This is a genomic window from Sphingomonas sp. 2378, assembly GCF_038084995.1.
Taxonomy (GTDB): Bacteria; Pseudomonadota; Alphaproteobacteria; order Sphingomonadales; family Sphingomonadaceae; genus Sphingomonas.
The window spans coordinates 1-14,518 of record NZ_JAXCMJ010000066.1; the positions used below are offsets into that span (position 1 = coordinate 1).

The following is a 14,518-nucleotide window of genomic DNA, read 5'->3' on the forward strand; positions in this document are numbered from 1 at the left end:
AAGCGCGGATCCATCAACGCTTCCACCAGCGATCGCTGCTCGACCATCACCATGCCCTCCTGCCCGCACAGTGAATCACTCAACCATCCTCATTGCCAGACGTTTCGCAGAGGAATCCTGCAAGGGGAGGTGGCAGGCCGTCAGGCCTGACGGAGGGGTGTCGCCGCTGACCGTATCGCGGCTCGCGAGCGGTCACACCCCTCCACCATGCTTCGCATGGCCCCCCCTCCCCTTACAGGGGAGGAATTTGCAGACCTGAGGGGGCGACATACCCCGCCTCCCCGGCGAACTCAGGCGGTCACCCCCTCGCCCGCGATGATCAGCGCGACGCCGATAGGATGGCGGGCGCGTTCGGGCAGGGTGACTTCCAACGCCTGGCCGGTCCGCTTGAAGGGCAGCGGGCTGTTGTCGCCCTGCATCGTTATACGGCGGATCTGCCCCGGCATGCTGGGATTGTCGCTGCCCAGCAGGGTCATCCGCGCGACATTGTCCTCCGGCCAGCCCAGCACCAGCGCATGGAGATTGCCGTTCCGCGTCACATAGCGGACGTCCTTGGCGGTATAGGCCGATTTCGGCCCGCCCTCGGAAAACAGGCCGGAATTGGCCTTGGTCGGCCCCTCGCCATTGATCTTCCACGGGCGGCTGCCATAGATCGCCTCGCCGTTGCGGCTCATCCAGTCGGCGATCTCCTCGACGACCTTCTCCTCCTTGTCGTCGATCGTCCCGTCGCCGCGCATCGGCACCGACAGCATCAGATTGCCGTTCTTCGACACCACGTCGCACAACGTGTGGAGGACGTTGGCCGCCGACTTGTAACTGTCGTTCCGATAGTGATCGATGTCGTAATGCCAGCCGCCGATGCAGGTGTCGGTCTGCCACGGGAAGCGCTCGATATAATTCTTGCCGCCGCGCTCCACGTCGTCGACGATGCCCATGCGCCGCTGCGGCGGGGTCATCTTGCCCGTCACCACGGCTTCCAGCCTGCCGCCGTTCCACTGCATCGACTGGTTGTAGAACCAAGAGGTGAACTCCAGCCCGTATCTCTCCAGCGGCAGGTCGAAATTGTCGAAATAGACCATGTCCGGCTTGTATTTCTGGACCAGGTCCTTGGCGCGGAGCAGCCAGTTGGCGGCGAAGTCGGTGCCCGCCGGTACGCCCTCGTTCCACAACAGGTCGGTGGCGTCGTGCCAGGCATTGGCCTGTTCCACCGTGCGGATGCCGTCCGGCATGGGCATGTGACGACCGACATAAAGCTGTTGCGGGTCCAGCCCGTCCCACCATTGCCCGCGCCCCTGCGCCGCGGTCAGCTTCCATGCGTCATAGCGTTCGCCCGCGCGCTTGCCGGTGGGGTCATAGCCATAAGCGGGCTGGTTCCAGTGCCAGGCATGGGCCGAGTGGTTGGACACGGCAAAGCGCATCCCCCGCTCGCGCGCCGCCTTTTCCCAGGTACCGACGATATCCTTGCGCGGGCCGACCCGCGTCGTGTTCCAGGGATGATAGCGCGAGTCATAGGCGTCGAGATTGTCATGATGGTTCGCCAGCGCCATGAAGTATCGTGCGCCCGCCTTCTTGTAGAGATCGAGCAACCGGCCCGGGTCCCAGCGATCGGCCTTCCACATATTCTGGATCTGCATGAAGCCGACATCGGCCGGGTGGCCGTAATGCTTCACATGATGCTCATAAGCACGGGTGCCGGGCAGATACATGTTGCGGGCATACCAGTCGCCCGCCTCGGGCACGCATTGCGCGGTCCAGTGCGCCCACATGCCGAACTTGGCGTCGCGGAACCAGTCGGGCACGCTGTACCCGGCGGTCAGCGACTCCCAGTCCGCGGTGAAGCGCGCCGGTGGCGGAACCCTGAGCGCACGTCCCGCCCCCATCTGCTGCGCAAAGGTCGCCGCCGATGCCACCGCCGGGGCCAGCGCCGCCGCCGCCATGCTGCCGCCGATCATCTCCCGTCTCGTCGTCTTCATATCCGCCTCTCCTGACCTGAGCGCCCGCCCGCGCCGCCGCGTGCGGTTCCCGTCCATGCCGGCTCACCCGCAAAGCACGCCGATCTCATTCTCGCATATGCAAATGCGTTATTGCATATGCAAAGCTAGGCGAGAACGGCGGTCCTTGGCAAGCCTTGTCGCCACCGTTTGTTCGAGGAAAGCGGTGTTGTGGATCGTCAGTCCCCGTCGCTCCTCGCCTCATGATGCCCGCTCATCGCCGCGCCCGCATCGGGGGCGAAGCGGCGGTTCCAGATGATCGCCGAGGTGGAGATCGCCGCCACCACCAGGAACGCCGCCGAGAAGCTGTTGAGCGTCGGCCCGCCCTTCCCCTCGATCAGCGTCCCCAATTCCAGCACGGTCGCGGCGGTGCAGATACCCAGCGACAGGGTCAGTTGCTGAAAGGTCGCATAGAAGCTGGTCGCCGCGCTCATCCGCTCCTTGTCCACATCGGCATAGGCGATGGCGTTGAACCCGGTGAACTGGAACGAGGTGAAGAAGCCCGACAGCGCCAGGACGAAGGTGATCAGCGGGATCGGCCAGTCGGGCCGGAAGAATGCACAGGTCGCATAGCCTGCGCTGCTGACCAGCCCCGACACGATCAGGCTCTGGCGAAAGCCCCAGCGACGCAGGACGCGCGGGGCCAGCGCCTTCATCGCCAGCGCGCCGACCGCGCCCGCCATGGTGATCGTCCCCGTCTTGGCCGCGCTCAACCCGAAGCCGAGCTGGAACATCAGCGGGAGGAGGAACGGCTGCGCCCCTTGCGTGATCCGGGTCAGCGACCCGCCGATCACCGACAGGCGAAAGGTCGTGACGCGCATCAAGGTCGGGTCGAGGATCGGGTCATGGGTATGCCGGGCATGGCGGATATAGATCCAGCCGAACACCGCGCCGACGATCAGCAGGACCAGCGCCACCCAGCCCGTCCCCGGACGGCTCGCCAGCTCGAAGCCGAAGAGCAGGCAGCCGAGCGAAACGCCCGACATGAAAAAGCCCGACACGTCGAAGCGCGTCCGTGCGTCGCCGCGCACCTCGGGCACCAGCATCCAGGCCCCCACCATGCCGATGATGCCGATCGGAATGTTGAGATAGAAGATCCAGCGCCAGTCGAGCCAGGTGACGATGAACCCGCCCAGCGGCGGCCCCAGGATCGGCCCGATCAGCGCGGGCATCACCAGCCAGGACAGCGCCTGCACCATGTCCTCCTTGGCGACGCTGCGGAGAAGGACCAGCCGCCCGACCGGCACCATCATCGCGCCGCCAATCCCCTGCAAGAAGCGCGCGGCGACCAGAGTGTAGAGCGTCCCCGACTGGGCACACAGGATCGAGCCCAGCAGGAAGATACCGATCGCCGAGCAGAAGACGGTCCGCGACCCGAATTTGTCGGCCAGCGTACCGCTCGCCGGGATGAACAGGGCGAGCGCGAGCAAATAGCTGGTCAGCGCCAGGCTGAGGCTGGTCGCGGGCGTCGCCAAGTCCCGCGCCATGGTCGGCAGTGCGACGGTCAGGACGGTGCCGTCCAGTTGCTGCATGAACAGCGCGGAGGCAACGACGAGCGCGATGACGCGGTAGCCGCGCGTCTGCACCGGCACCGAGGAACGTGCACCACTGGTCACCGCCTCCACACCGGGGGCGAGCCCGTCATTCACGTCCGCGCTCATCGAGGCCAAATTACGTCGTCTCCACCGCATCTCGTTCCATTCGTCCTGCGCGCCCCATCCCCTAGAACGCGATTTGCGCCCGTCCGATCAAGGTCTGGCCATGGTCCTTCGCCAGCCGCCCCGCAACCGGGTTCGCGACCGACCAGTCGATGGCATTCAATTGCAGCCGAACGAAATTGTTCAGATACCAGTTCACCCCCAGTGTCAGCGCGGTGCCGCGCCCGGCGGTCGGATTGTCGCTGTAATCCAGTTCCTCGTACCGCGTCGCCAACTCCACCGCGCCGCTACCGCCCGAGGTGAAGGGCCGCAGGACGCGCGGACGGCTCCATACACCGCCACGGGTCAGGTAAGGCGGGGTCTCGCCGGTCAGGAACCAGCCGCCCTGCGCCGCCCAGGCATTCTGGTCGGTCGAGCCTGTGACGTTACGCAGCGTCCGGGAGCCATATTCGCCGTAAGCCCAGAGCGACTTGTGGAAGGCCCCCAGCTCGAAGCCATAGCCGTCGCCCGACCGGGCATTGGCGAAGCTGCCCGCCGAGATCCGCAGATTGTCGTTGAAGAAGCCGCCGACCGCGATGGCGCGGGTCGGACGAGCCACGTCGGTCGCCAGATCCTCGTGAAAGCCCCATACGCCCAGATGGAGCAGCCAGTCCGCCGTCTTCACCGGGTTCCAGTGCGCCCGCGCGCCGATGGTCAGGCCGTCGCCGGCGGTGCCGGGATTGTTGATGTCGTCGCCCGACACCTGCACGCCGACATGCCAGCCATCGCCATAGATACGCGCCGCCGCGCCCAGCCCGAAAAAGCCGCGTACGGGGATGATCCCTTGCCCGACGAAATTGCGCTCCAGGAAGGGCACCGAAATGGTGCCGCTCGACCCGTCCAGCCCGCGATCGTTCAGCCGGTTGCCCAGCGCGAACTCGGCCTGCTGGCCCATGAAGCCGGTCGTCCAGGCCAGATAGGCGGATTTGATCGCGATGTCGTTGTCGGCGAAATCCCCCTCCAGCAGATAGGACAGGTGCTGCCCCACCGAACCCTCGAACCCCAGCCGCAGCGAGCGGGCCTGGGTCGTGGTGATGTTGCGCGCGGCGACGTCGCTGCCCATCGTCGTGCCCAGGTCGATCAGGATGCGCCCGCGCGGCCGGAACGAGAATTTGCCGTCGGTGCTGGTGAACTCCGGCGTGCCCTTCGACCAGTCGACATGGACGCCGTCCTTCTGCGCCTTCTCGATCCGCGCCAGCCGCGCGTCGAGCGAAGGCGGATGCGCGTCGGAGGGAAGCGCCTGTCCCAGCGGGAACGGAAGGCGCGGCGGGCTGACGGTCTGGCCCGCCACCTGGGGCGGGGGCGCGGGATGCGCCTCGGACGCCAGCGGCTGACCCAGCGGCGTGGGGGTCGCGGCGACCTTCTGGCCTTCCATTGCCGCCAGTCGTGCCTCCAGCCGCGTGATCTGCGCCTGTTGCTGCTCGACCAGACGGGTCAGCCGGGCGACATCGTCTTCCCGCGATTGGGCGGCAACGGGCATGGCGGCACACAGGCCCATGGCGAGCATGGCTCCTCGATACATGACGGCATCCTCTCTTATGGCGGGCGGCGGCTCCGTGGCCGCCGCCTCGACCGATAGGGTCAGCGCACTTCGCGCTTGGTCAGCCGCGACCCGATGACCAGCGCCAGCAGCGACAGGAGAGCAGCGGCGGCGCACCAGGCACCGGGGATCGCCTTGTCGCCGGTCGCGCCGATCAGCGCGGTGCTGATGGCGGGCGTGAAGCCGCCGAAGATCGCGGTGGCCAGGCTATAGGCCAGGCTGAAGCCGACCGTGCGGACATGCGCCGGGATGACTTCGGTCAGGTACACGATGAACGCGCCGTTATAGGTGGCATAGATGGCGGCGAGCAGCAGCTCGACCGTCAGCAGCCGGCCGAAGCTGGGCGCGGCGACCAGCCAGCTCATCAGCGGATAGGCCAGGATCGCGCCGAGCAGCGTCGCGGTGATCAGCAGCGGCCGACGCCCGATCCGATCCGACAGCGCGCCCATGACAGGCAGCAGGACGAAGTTGGTGACACCGACACACGCGGTCACGAACAGCGCCGAACCCGGCGTCAGTGACAGCACCTTGTTGCCGAAGGTCGGGGTATAGGCGGTGATCATGTAGAAGAAGACGGTCGTCATCACCGCCATCAGCGCGCCCTGGAGCACCACGCCCCAGTTGCCGCCGATGGTGCGGATGATCTGCGAAAGCTGCGGATGCTCCTTGCGCTTCAGGAAGACTTCCGTCTCCTCCATGTGGCGACGGATGACGAACAGGAACGGGATCATCACGCAGCCGATGATGAAGGGGATGCGCCAGCCCCAGGCCTGCATCGTGACGGGATCGAGGCTGGTCGACACGATCAGCCCAATCAGCGCGGCGAAGACCACCGCCGCCTGCTGGCTGGCCGACTGCCACGAGCAGAAGAAGCCCTTGCGGTTGGGCGGTGCGATCTCGTTGAGATAGACCGACACGCCGCCGACCTCGACGCCCGCCGACAGCCCCTGGACCAGGCGTCCGAGCAGGATGATGATCGGCGCGGCGACGCCGATCTGCGCATAGGTCGGGGTGATCGCGATGGCGAGCGTCCCCAGCGCCATCAGGCCCAGCGTCAACAACAGGCCCTGCCGCCGCCCATGCTTGTCGATATAGGCGCCCAGCACCAGCGCGCCCACGGGCCGCATCAGGAACCCCGCGCCGAAGGTCATCAGGGTGAGCATCAGCGAGGCGAACTCGCTGCCGGTCGGAAAGAACGCCCTGGAGATATAGGTGGCATAGTAACCGAACACCATGAAGTCGAACATCTCCAGGAAGTTGCCGCTGGCAACGATGAAGATCGACTTGAAGGCGGATTTGCGGCGTTCGGCCGAAATGGGGGCCGCCGCCGGGGTGGCGGCGGCGAAGCTTGCGGTTGCCTGGGTCATGGCTTGGCCTTTTGCGAAGCGGGTTCCAATCCGCTGTCGCGGATGATCGGATAGGCTTTGGGGGATGACAGATAGGCGATCAGCGCCCTGGCCTCGGCCTGGTGGGGGGAATAGGCGACGACGCCCGCCGAGAAGGGGGTGACCTTCTGCAAGGAGTCGGGAAGCAGGCCGATGATGCGGATGCCCTGAACGGGCTTCAACTCGCTGAGCTGCTGAAAGCCGATCTCGGCCTGCCCCTGCGCGACGATCCGGCCCACCGGGGTGGCGGGGATCATGCGGCCCTTGGGGCGGACCTGGTCGGCGATGCCGAGCTTGTCGAGCATCACCGACTGGATATAGACGCCCGAAGCGCTGTCCGACCAAGCGACCGACTTGGCATTGACCAGCGTGTCGCGCACCGCATCCGGCGTACTGATATCGGGCGTGGGAGCCCCCGCCTTCACCGCCACCGCGATCTTGGACAGTCCCAGATCGGTGACGGTGCCGGAGGTCACGCTGCCCGCCTGTTCCAGCTTGTCGAGCCCGCTGCGCGCCAGGATCACGACATCGGCATCCTCATGCCGGGCGAGCCGGTTGGGGATCGCCTGCGGCGTGTCGCCCATCGAGGGGCCGTGTTCGGTGACGATATGGACGCCGGTGTCGCGCTCATATTTCCTGGCCAGCGCCTCGAACGCGGCTGTAAACCCGCCCGAGGTGACCACATGGAGTTCGCGGACCGCGACGGACTTGGGCTCGCGCGCGAAGGCGGGACCGGACAAGGCCAGCCCGAGCAGCAACGCGGCACGCATGGCACTGCGCCGCGCGATGGATCGCGGACGCCCTGCCTTTGGCTGGAATGGGTGATCTTTCATCGGAAACCTCTCTTCCGTCCTGCTTCTCGCAGGTTCTCTGTGAGGCGGAGGCTTGAGCCGCCACGCCTTACGCGCCAATAAGCACCACCGGCGGCCATCCGATCAAATGCAATGATTGGTCCGCTTTATGCGCCAGGCGCATCAATAGGAGAGTTGCGCTGCGGGCGTTCCGCCATCTCTATGCCCAGATGCTGCTGGCGATCGTCGCGGGAACCGCGATCGGCGCGCTGGCGCCCGCCTTCGGCCGCGACCTGGGGCCGCTGGGCATCGCGTTCGTGAAGGCGATGCGGATGATGGTGCCGCCGGTGCTGTTCTGCACCATCGTCGAGGGGATCGTCCGCCACGGCGCGGCGCGCGATACGGGTACGACGGTGCTCCGCAGCCTGATCATATTCCTCGGCATCACGGTCGCCGCGCTCGGCATCGGCCTGGCCGTCACGCTGGCGATGCAGCCGGGGCAAGGCCTTCCCCTGCCCGCTTATGGCGATGCGGCGGCGGAGGTGCAGCGGCAACTGGCCGGACGGCACATCACCGGGCCGGGCGACTTCCTGGTGCGGATGGTGCCCGATACCCTGTTCTCCGCCTTCACGGCGGGTGACGTGCTGCCCGTGCTGTTCGTCGCCGGGCTGGTCGGCTTTGGCCTGCTGCGCATCGGCGAGGCGGGCGCGCCGATCGTCCGTGCGATCGAGGCGTTGACCCGGCTGCAATTCGCGATCTTCGGCTTCCTGATCCGCGCCGCGCCGGTGGGGGCGTTCGGGGCCATCGCCTATACGGTGGGCACGTACGGCATCGGCTTTATCGGCTCGCTGGGGCTGCTGATCGCGACGCTGGCGCTGGCCTGCGGGTTGCTGATCGCCGCGCTGGTGCTGACGGTGCGGGTGACGACGGGCCTGCGCGCCCGGACTCTGCTCCACACCTTCCGCGACGAAATCCTGATCGTGCTGGGCACCTCCTCCACCGAGGTCGTGCTGCCGCGCCTGATCCTGAAGCTGGAGGCGCTGGGCTGCCCGCGCAGCGTGGTCGGGCTGACCGTGCCGCTGGGCTATTCGCTCAACCTGGCGGGCACGGCGGTCTATCTGGTCGTCGCGACGCTGTTCCTGGGCGAGGCGCTGAACGTGGCCCTCTCGCCGGAGCGGATCATGGTGTATCTGGGCGTGATGCTCATCACCTCCAAGGCGGCGGCGGGCGTGACGGGCAGCGGCTTTTCGGCGCTGCTGCTGACCCTGTCGCTGCTGCCGGACGTGCCGGTCGGGGCCGCCGCGATGCTGATCGCGGTCGACCGTTTCCTGTCGGAAATCCGGGCGCTGACCAGCGGCACCGCCAATGTCGCGGCGTCGCTGATCGTCACGCGCTGGAGCGGCGGGCAGCTAAGCGCCGATCCAGGCGGCCGCGAGTAACGCCATCAGTCGCGAGGCGGTGGGCGACAGCGGCGCGGAGGAGCGCCGCAACACACCGATGGTCCGCGTCACCTCCGCTCCCTTCAGGGGCCGCCAGACCAGATCGCGCGCATCCGGCCCCTGACAGGCGAGTTGCGGCAAGACGGACGGCCCCAGCCCCGCCTGCACCAGGGCGAGCGCGGAGGTCAGCCGCGTCACCTCATAGAACCAGCGCAACTCCACCCCCGCCCGCGCCAGCCCGGCCTCCAGCGCGGTGCGGTTGCCGCTGCCCATATGCACCGTTACCAGCCGCCGCCCGGACAGGTCCGACCAGCTCGGGTCCGGCATCGTCGCCAGCGGATCGTCCCGCCGACAGACCAGGCCATAGGGATCGTCGGTCAGCGGCTCGAACACCAGATCGCCATCCGAGGTAACGGGCAAGGTTATGCCGAACTCCGCCTCGCCGGTCCGCACGGCCTCGGCACATTCGGTCGCCGACAGGTCGAGCACCCGGACGCGGACGTTGCGATATTCCTGCGCGAACCGCTCCAAGACATCGGGCAGGAAGCGCACGGTCGCGCTGGGGATGCTGGCCACTGTCAGCCGTCCCGCCTGCCGCTCGCCCAACGCCATCATGCCGAGCAGCGATCCGTCCATCTCCTCCAGCAGGCGGCGGATCAGCGGCACGATCTCCTGCCCCGCCGGGGTCAGCCGGACGCTGCGCGTCGTCCGCTCCAGCAGGGGCGTACCGACCGTCGCCTCCAGCTTCTGGATGCGGCGGCTGAGCGCGGGCTGCGACAGGTTGAGTTGCTCGGCGGCACGCAGGAAGCTCTTGCCGTCCGCGATGGCGACCAGCGCGCGCAAATCCAGAAGCTCGCAGTTCAGCGGGATCATGGTGTCACGCTAGCATCCCCCGCGACGGTTGACGACCGCCGCGCATAAGCCCCGCTTGGCCCCTGATCGCCATACCATCGGCGGAACGGGGTGGAGGGACGAGGGTTACCGATCCATGCCGACGATCTCCACCGACCACCTGACCATCGCCTATGACCTGTACGGACCGGAGGGCGCGCCCGTCGTCCTGCTGCTGCATGGCTGGCCCGACAATGCATCGACCTGGGACAGGGTCGCGCCCCGGCTCGCTCAGGCGGGTCTGCGCGTGGTGGTGCCGACCCTGCGCGGGTTCGGCGCGACGCGGTTCCGGCACGACCACACGCCGCGCACCGGGGACAGCGCGATCCTGGCGCTGGATGCGATCGCGCTGATGGACGGGCTGGGTATCGACCGGTTCATGGTCGCCGGGCATGACTGGGGCTCCAATATAGCGGAGGCGCTGGCGGTGGGCTGGCCCGACCGGGTCCGGCGGCTGGCGATGCTCAGCACGCCGCCGCGTCTGGGCGGGATGCCGACCCCGTCCTTCGATCAGGCGCAGCGGCAATGGTATCACTGGTTCATGGCGACCCGGCGCGGCGCGCAGGCGGTGCGCGACGACCGGCGCGGCTTTGCGCATATCCACTGGGTCAACTGGTCGCCGCCCGGCTGGTTCGATGAAGCGACCTTCGACCGGGTGGCCAGGTCCTTCGACAATCCCGATTGGCCTGCGGTGACGATCCACAGCTACCGCGCGCGCTGGGACGAGGCACAGCCCGACCCGCGGGGAGCCTGGCTGGCCGACCGGGTGAAGGCGACGAAGACGCTGTCGCTTCCTACGCTGTACCTGCATGGCGAGGTCGATGGCGTGAACCCGCCCTCCACCGCGCGCGAGGTGCCGGGGAAATTCGGCGGGCCGTTCAAGATGGTCGAACTGCCCGGCGTCGGCCACTTCCCGCAGCGCGAGAACCCGGAGGCTGTGACGCGGCATCTGCTAGACCTGTTCGCCGATGCGGGGGGCACGGCCAAGGGGCCGAGCGCTACCAGGATCGCAGCGGGCGTCGCCGCCGCCGGACTGGTCGCGGCGGCGATCGGCATCGTCTGCACACGAAGCAGGACGGACGAAAACGCCGGATCACAGCGCCCCTCCCCGGCACGGGGAGGTGGCAGCGCATAGCGCTGACGGAGGGGGCTTCACACAGGTCCCCCCTTGCGGCCATCCTCCCCGTGCCGGAGAGGATTTGATTGCCCCCGCGTGGGCAAGATGCGACAGGAACCACAGGGTGTCCGCTGACGAAAGGCGGGCAGGATGGTCGTTGGTCGGGCCGCCAGCGAGGACCAGACTTGCCGGAATCCTCTCCATGACCCAACCCAGGCGCATCGGCGCGATCCGTCATTTCCTCGACTCCCAGACTTCCTCCGGCCTCGTTCTGATGGCGGCGGCGGCGCTGGCGTTGATCCTGGCCAATTCGCCGGTCGCCGGTGCCTATGAGGCGGCGCTCCATCGGCATCTCGGCCCCCTGTCGCTGAGCCACTGGATCAATGACGGGTTGATGGCGATCTTCTTCCTGCTGGTCGGGCTGGAGATCAAGCGCGAGATGGTGGACGGGCAATTGTCCACCTGGCCGCGGCGCATCCTGCCGGGACTGGCGGCACTGGGCGGGATGATCGCGCCCGCGCTCCTCTATCTCAGCTTCAATCGCGGCGGCACCGCATCGGGATGGGCGATCCCGGCGGCGACCGATATCGCCTTCGCGCTCGCGGTCATCCGGCTGGTCGGCGACCGGGTGCCCGCCTCGCTGCGCGTCTTTCTGGCGGCGTTGGCGATCATCGACGATCTGGGCGCGGTCGCCGTGATCGCGGCCTTTTATTCCACTTCGCTCTCGGTCGTCGATCTGGCGGGCGCCGCAGCGATGCTGCTCCTGCTGGTCGCGTTCAACCGCATGGGGGTGCGGCGACTCTCCCCCTATCTGCTGGTCGGGGCCGTGCTATGGGTCTTGATGCTGCGCTCGGGCATTCATGCGACCATTGCGGGCGTGCTGCTGGCTTTCGTCATTCCGATCGGCGACGCGGAAAACAGCCCGCTCCACCGGCTGGAACAGGTGTTGCACAAGCCCGTCGGCTTCCTGATCCTGCCGGTCTTCGGCCTCGCCAATGCCGGGGTGCCGGTGTTGGGTCTGCCAGCGAGCGCATGGTCGTCGCCCGTGACGCTGGGCGTGGGTGCGGGATTGCTGGTCGGCAAGCTGCTGGGGGTGTTCGGCATGACGCTGCTGGCGATCCGAACCGGGCTGGCCGACGCCCCCGCGCACGCCAGCCGCATGCAGATATTGGGGACCGCGTTCCTCTGCGGCATCGGGTTCACGATGAGCATCTTCATCACCCTGCTCGCCTTTCCCGGCGATCCGCTGCTCCAGGCGGAGGCCAAGCTCGGGGTGATGGCGGGTTCCCTCCTGTCGGGCCTGCTGGGGTTCGCGGTCCTGCGACGCGCCGCCCGATAAGCGCTTGCCTGTACTCCGCCGGGCGGTCATCCTGCCCGCTTCGAAATGCGAGGGGGAATGGCGATGCGGTGGTTGGCGGCAACGAGTCTGGTGGCATTGGCGATGCCCGTCTCCGCCCAACAGGCGACGCCGCCGGTCGTGGCCAGGAAGCCTTTTCAGGTCACCTCCCCCAATGGCGCGCGCGAGGACGATTATTACTGGCTGCGCGACGACACCCGGAAAAACCCGGAGATGCTCGCCTATCTGAATGCCGAGAACGCCTATGCCGATGCGCAACTGGCGTCGCTCAAGCCGCTCCAGGCCAAGCTGTATGACGAGACGGTCGCGCATATCAAACAGGACGACAGCAGCGTTCCGTACGCCAAGAACGGCTATTGGTACTCCTCTCGCTTCGCGACGGGGGCGGACTATCCGCTGATCGAGCGTCGCCAGGGCAGCCCGACAGCGCCCGCCGTCATGCTGTTCGACCAGCCCGCCATGGCGAAGGGCCATAATTTCTTCTCGCTGTCCGACTGGTCGGTCAGCCCCGACAACAGGCTGGTCGCCTGGGCGGAGGACACGGTCGGACGACGGCAATATGTCCTGAAGGTCAAGGACATCGCGACCGGTCGCATCCATGCGGACACGATCTCGAACATTGAGCCGAACATCGTCTGGGCGGCCGACAATCGCACCATCCTCTACATCGCCAAGGACCCGACGACGCTGCGCGGCTATCGGGTCATGGCGCATGTGCTGGGCACGCCGGTCAGCACCGACCGCCTGCTGTACGAGGAGAAGGACGACACGTTCCAGATGGGAATCGGCCGGACGACCGACGATCGCTATATCTGCATCAGCGTCCAGAGCACGGTCAGCGACGAACAGCGCTGCGCCCCCGCCACCGCCCCGACGCGCTTCACCGTCATCGCGCCGCGCGAGCGCGAGTTCCGCTACGGCGCGGATCATCTGGGTGGGCGATGGATCATCCGCACCAACCGGAGCGCGAAGAACTACAAGCTGGTGACGCTGGCCGATGGGGACGCGCCGAAGGGCGTGGCCGCCTGGCGCGACCTGGTGCCCGGCAGCGACACGGTGTTCATCGAGGATTTCAAGCCGTTCCTGGGCTTCGTCGCGATCGACCAGCGCGAGGGCGGCAACCGGATGATCCGTCTGCTGACCGATCAGGGGCGCTCCATCCCCGTCAAGGCGGACGAGCCCGCCTATCGCATGGCGCTGTCCACCAATGAGGAACCGGACACGCCCTGGGTCCGCTACACCTATGGCTCGCTGGTCACGCCGACCACCACCCTAGAGGTGAACGCGCGGACGGGCGAACGCCGGACGCTGAAGGTGACGCCCGTGCCGGGTTACGACCCCTCGCTCTACGTGACCGAACGGGTCTGGGCCCCCGCCCGCGACGGCGCGCGCATTCCCGTCTCGCTGGTCTATCGCAAGGGCATGAAGCGCGACGGCACCGCGCCGCTCTTCCAATATGCCTATGGCAGCTATGGCATCTCGACCGATCCTTCGGTGGATGCCGGGCGCATCGGACTGCTCGACCGGGGGGTGGTCTATGCCATCGCGCATATTCGCGGCGGACAGGAGATGGGGCGCGGATGGTATGATGACGGCCATCTGCTGAACAAGAAGAACAGCTTCACCGACTTCATCGACGTCACCCGCTATCTGGTCGCGCAGAAATATGCGGCACCGGGCCGGGTCGCGGCGATGGGAGGCAGCGCGGGCGGGCTGTTGATGGGCGGGGTCGCGAACATGGCGCCGCAGGATTACAAGCTCATCATCGCGCAGGTGCCGTTCGTCGACGTGGTGACGACGATGCTCGACGCCTCGATCCCGCTGACCACCTTCGAATATGACGAATGGGGCAATCCGGCGAACAAGCCCTATTACGATTACATGCTCAGCTACTCGCCCTACGACAATGTCGCGGCCAAGCCCTATCCCTCGCTCTATGTCGGAACCGGCCTGTGGGACAGCCAGGTACAATATTATGAGCCCGCCAAATGGGTCGCCAAACTGCGCGAGAAGAAGACTGATGCCAATCCGCTGGTCTTCCGGGTGAATATGGAGGCCGGGCATGGCGGCAAATCCGGGCGGTTCGAGCGTATCCGCCAGAATGCGGAGTGGCAGGCGTTCATGCTGTCGCAATTGGGGGTGACGGGGGAGTAGCCGGGGGCCTTCGCGGCCTGCCCTCCGCAGGCAGGAGGAAGCCTAAACGAATGCTCTTCTTGCCCCCCTCCCGCAGGCGGGAGGGGGGCAAGAAGAGCATTCGTTTAGGCTTCCTCCTGCCTGCGGAGGGCAGGCCGCGAAGGCCCCCGGCTACTC

At 67.1% G+C, this 14,518-nt stretch carries 10 protein-coding genes; 4 read left to right on the plus strand and 6 right to left on the minus strand.

All coding sequences use genetic code 11. The annotated features are described in order from the left end of the window. Window positions 1–290: 290 nt before the first annotated feature. The 5 genes from SM191_RS18475 to SM191_RS18495 form a co-directional block, all read right to left on the minus strand. Complete coding sequence (locus tag SM191_RS18475) at window positions 291–1,973, minus strand: alpha-L-fucosidase (RefSeq protein ID WP_341507484.1); 1,683 nt, start codon at window positions 1,971–1,973, stop codon at window positions 291–293. 197 nt (window positions 1,974–2,170) lie between these two features. Next, window positions 2,171–3,652: an MFS transporter gene (locus SM191_RS18480; protein ID WP_341507493.1), complete on the minus strand. Its 1,482-nt coding sequence runs from the start codon at window positions 3,650–3,652 to the stop codon at window positions 2,171–2,173. Window positions 3,653–3,713: 61 nt separating this feature from the next. Further along, window positions 3,714–5,210 carry a porin gene (locus tag SM191_RS18485; RefSeq protein ID WP_341507485.1) on the minus strand — a complete coding sequence of 499 codons (1,497 nt, stop codon included), beginning with the start codon at window positions 5,208–5,210 and terminating at the stop codon, window positions 3,714–3,716. A 59-nt stretch (window positions 5,211–5,269) separates the two neighbouring features. Continuing rightward, entirely contained in the window at window positions 5,270–6,595 is a 1,326-nt protein-coding gene (locus tag SM191_RS18490; RefSeq protein ID WP_341507486.1) for an MFS transporter, read from the minus strand. Next, window positions 6,592–7,383 carry a substrate-binding domain-containing protein gene (locus SM191_RS18495; protein ID WP_341507487.1) on the minus strand — a complete coding sequence of 264 codons (792 nt, stop codon included), beginning with the start codon at window positions 7,381–7,383 and terminating at the stop codon, window positions 6,592–6,594. The genes SM191_RS18490 and SM191_RS18495 overlap by 4 nt, the downstream gene beginning before the upstream one ends. Window positions 7,384–7,634: 251 nt before the next feature. On the opposite strand from SM191_RS18495, the gene SM191_RS18500 reads away from it, so the two are divergent. Then, window positions 7,635–8,843: a cation:dicarboxylate symporter family transporter gene (locus SM191_RS18500; RefSeq protein ID WP_341507488.1), complete on the plus strand. Its 1,209-nt coding sequence runs from the start codon at window positions 7,635–7,637 to the stop codon at window positions 8,841–8,843. On the opposite strand, the gene SM191_RS18505 is transcribed toward SM191_RS18500, so the two are convergent. After that, window positions 8,814–9,716, minus strand: coding sequence for a LysR family transcriptional regulator (locus tag SM191_RS18505; protein WP_341507489.1), 903 nt, complete (start codon window positions 9,714–9,716; stop codon window positions 8,814–8,816). The genes SM191_RS18500 and SM191_RS18505 overlap by 30 nt on opposite strands. 115 nt (window positions 9,717–9,831) lie before the next feature. On the opposite strand from SM191_RS18505, the gene SM191_RS18510 reads away from it, so the two are divergent. From SM191_RS18510 to SM191_RS18520, 3 genes are all read left to right on the plus strand, one after another. Beyond that, window positions 9,832–10,869: an alpha/beta fold hydrolase gene (locus tag SM191_RS18510; RefSeq protein WP_341507490.1), complete on the plus strand. Its 1,038-nt coding sequence runs from the start codon at window positions 9,832–9,834 to the stop codon at window positions 10,867–10,869. Window positions 10,870–11,053: 184 nt separating this feature from the next. Then, window positions 11,054–12,190, plus strand: a complete 1,137-nt coding sequence (gene nhaA, locus SM191_RS18515) for a Na+/H+ antiporter NhaA (protein ID WP_341507491.1) — start codon at window positions 11,054–11,056, stop codon at window positions 12,188–12,190. A gap of 63 nt (window positions 12,191–12,253) precedes the next feature. Next, a complete protein-coding gene (locus tag SM191_RS18520) occupies window positions 12,254–14,362 on the plus strand; it encodes a S9 family peptidase (protein WP_341507492.1) in 2,109 nt (702 codons plus the stop codon). The last annotated feature ends 156 nt before the right edge of the window (window positions 14,363–14,518 follow it).

Bases quoted from the DNA above. Each gene is read 5' to 3' on its own strand.
- SM191_RS18510 (WP_341507490.1), top strand. From the start codon at position 9,832: ATGCCGACGATCTCCACCGACCACCTGACCATCGCCTATGACCTGTAC.
- SM191_RS18500 (WP_341507488.1), top strand. From the start codon at position 7,635: ATGCTGCTGGCGATCGTCGCGGGAACCGCGATCGGCGCGCTGGCGCCC.
- SM191_RS18490 (WP_341507486.1), bottom strand. From the start codon at position 6,595: ATGACCCAGGCAACCGCAAGCTTCGCCGCCGCCACCCCGGCGGCGGCC.
- SM191_RS18475 (WP_341507484.1), bottom strand. From the start codon at position 1,973: ATGAAGACGACGAGACGGGAGATGATCGGCGGCAGCATGGCGGCGGCG.
- SM191_RS18480 (WP_341507493.1), bottom strand. From the start codon at position 3,652: ATGAGCGCGGACGTGAATGACGGGCTCGCCCCCGGTGTGGAGGCGGTG.
- SM191_RS18485 (WP_341507485.1), bottom strand. From the start codon at position 5,210: ATGTATCGAGGAGCCATGCTCGCCATGGGCCTGTGTGCCGCCATGCCC.
- SM191_RS18495 (WP_341507487.1), bottom strand. From the start codon at position 7,383: ATGCGTGCCGCGTTGCTGCTCGGGCTGGCCTTGTCCGGTCCCGCCTTC.
- SM191_RS18520 (WP_341507492.1), top strand. From the start codon at position 12,254: ATGCGGTGGTTGGCGGCAACGAGTCTGGTGGCATTGGCGATGCCCGTC.
- SM191_RS18505 (WP_341507489.1), bottom strand. From the start codon at position 9,716: ATGATCCCGCTGAACTGCGAGCTTCTGGATTTGCGCGCGCTGGTCGCC.
- nhaA (WP_341507491.1), top strand. From the start codon at position 11,054: ATGACCCAACCCAGGCGCATCGGCGCGATCCGTCATTTCCTCGACTCC.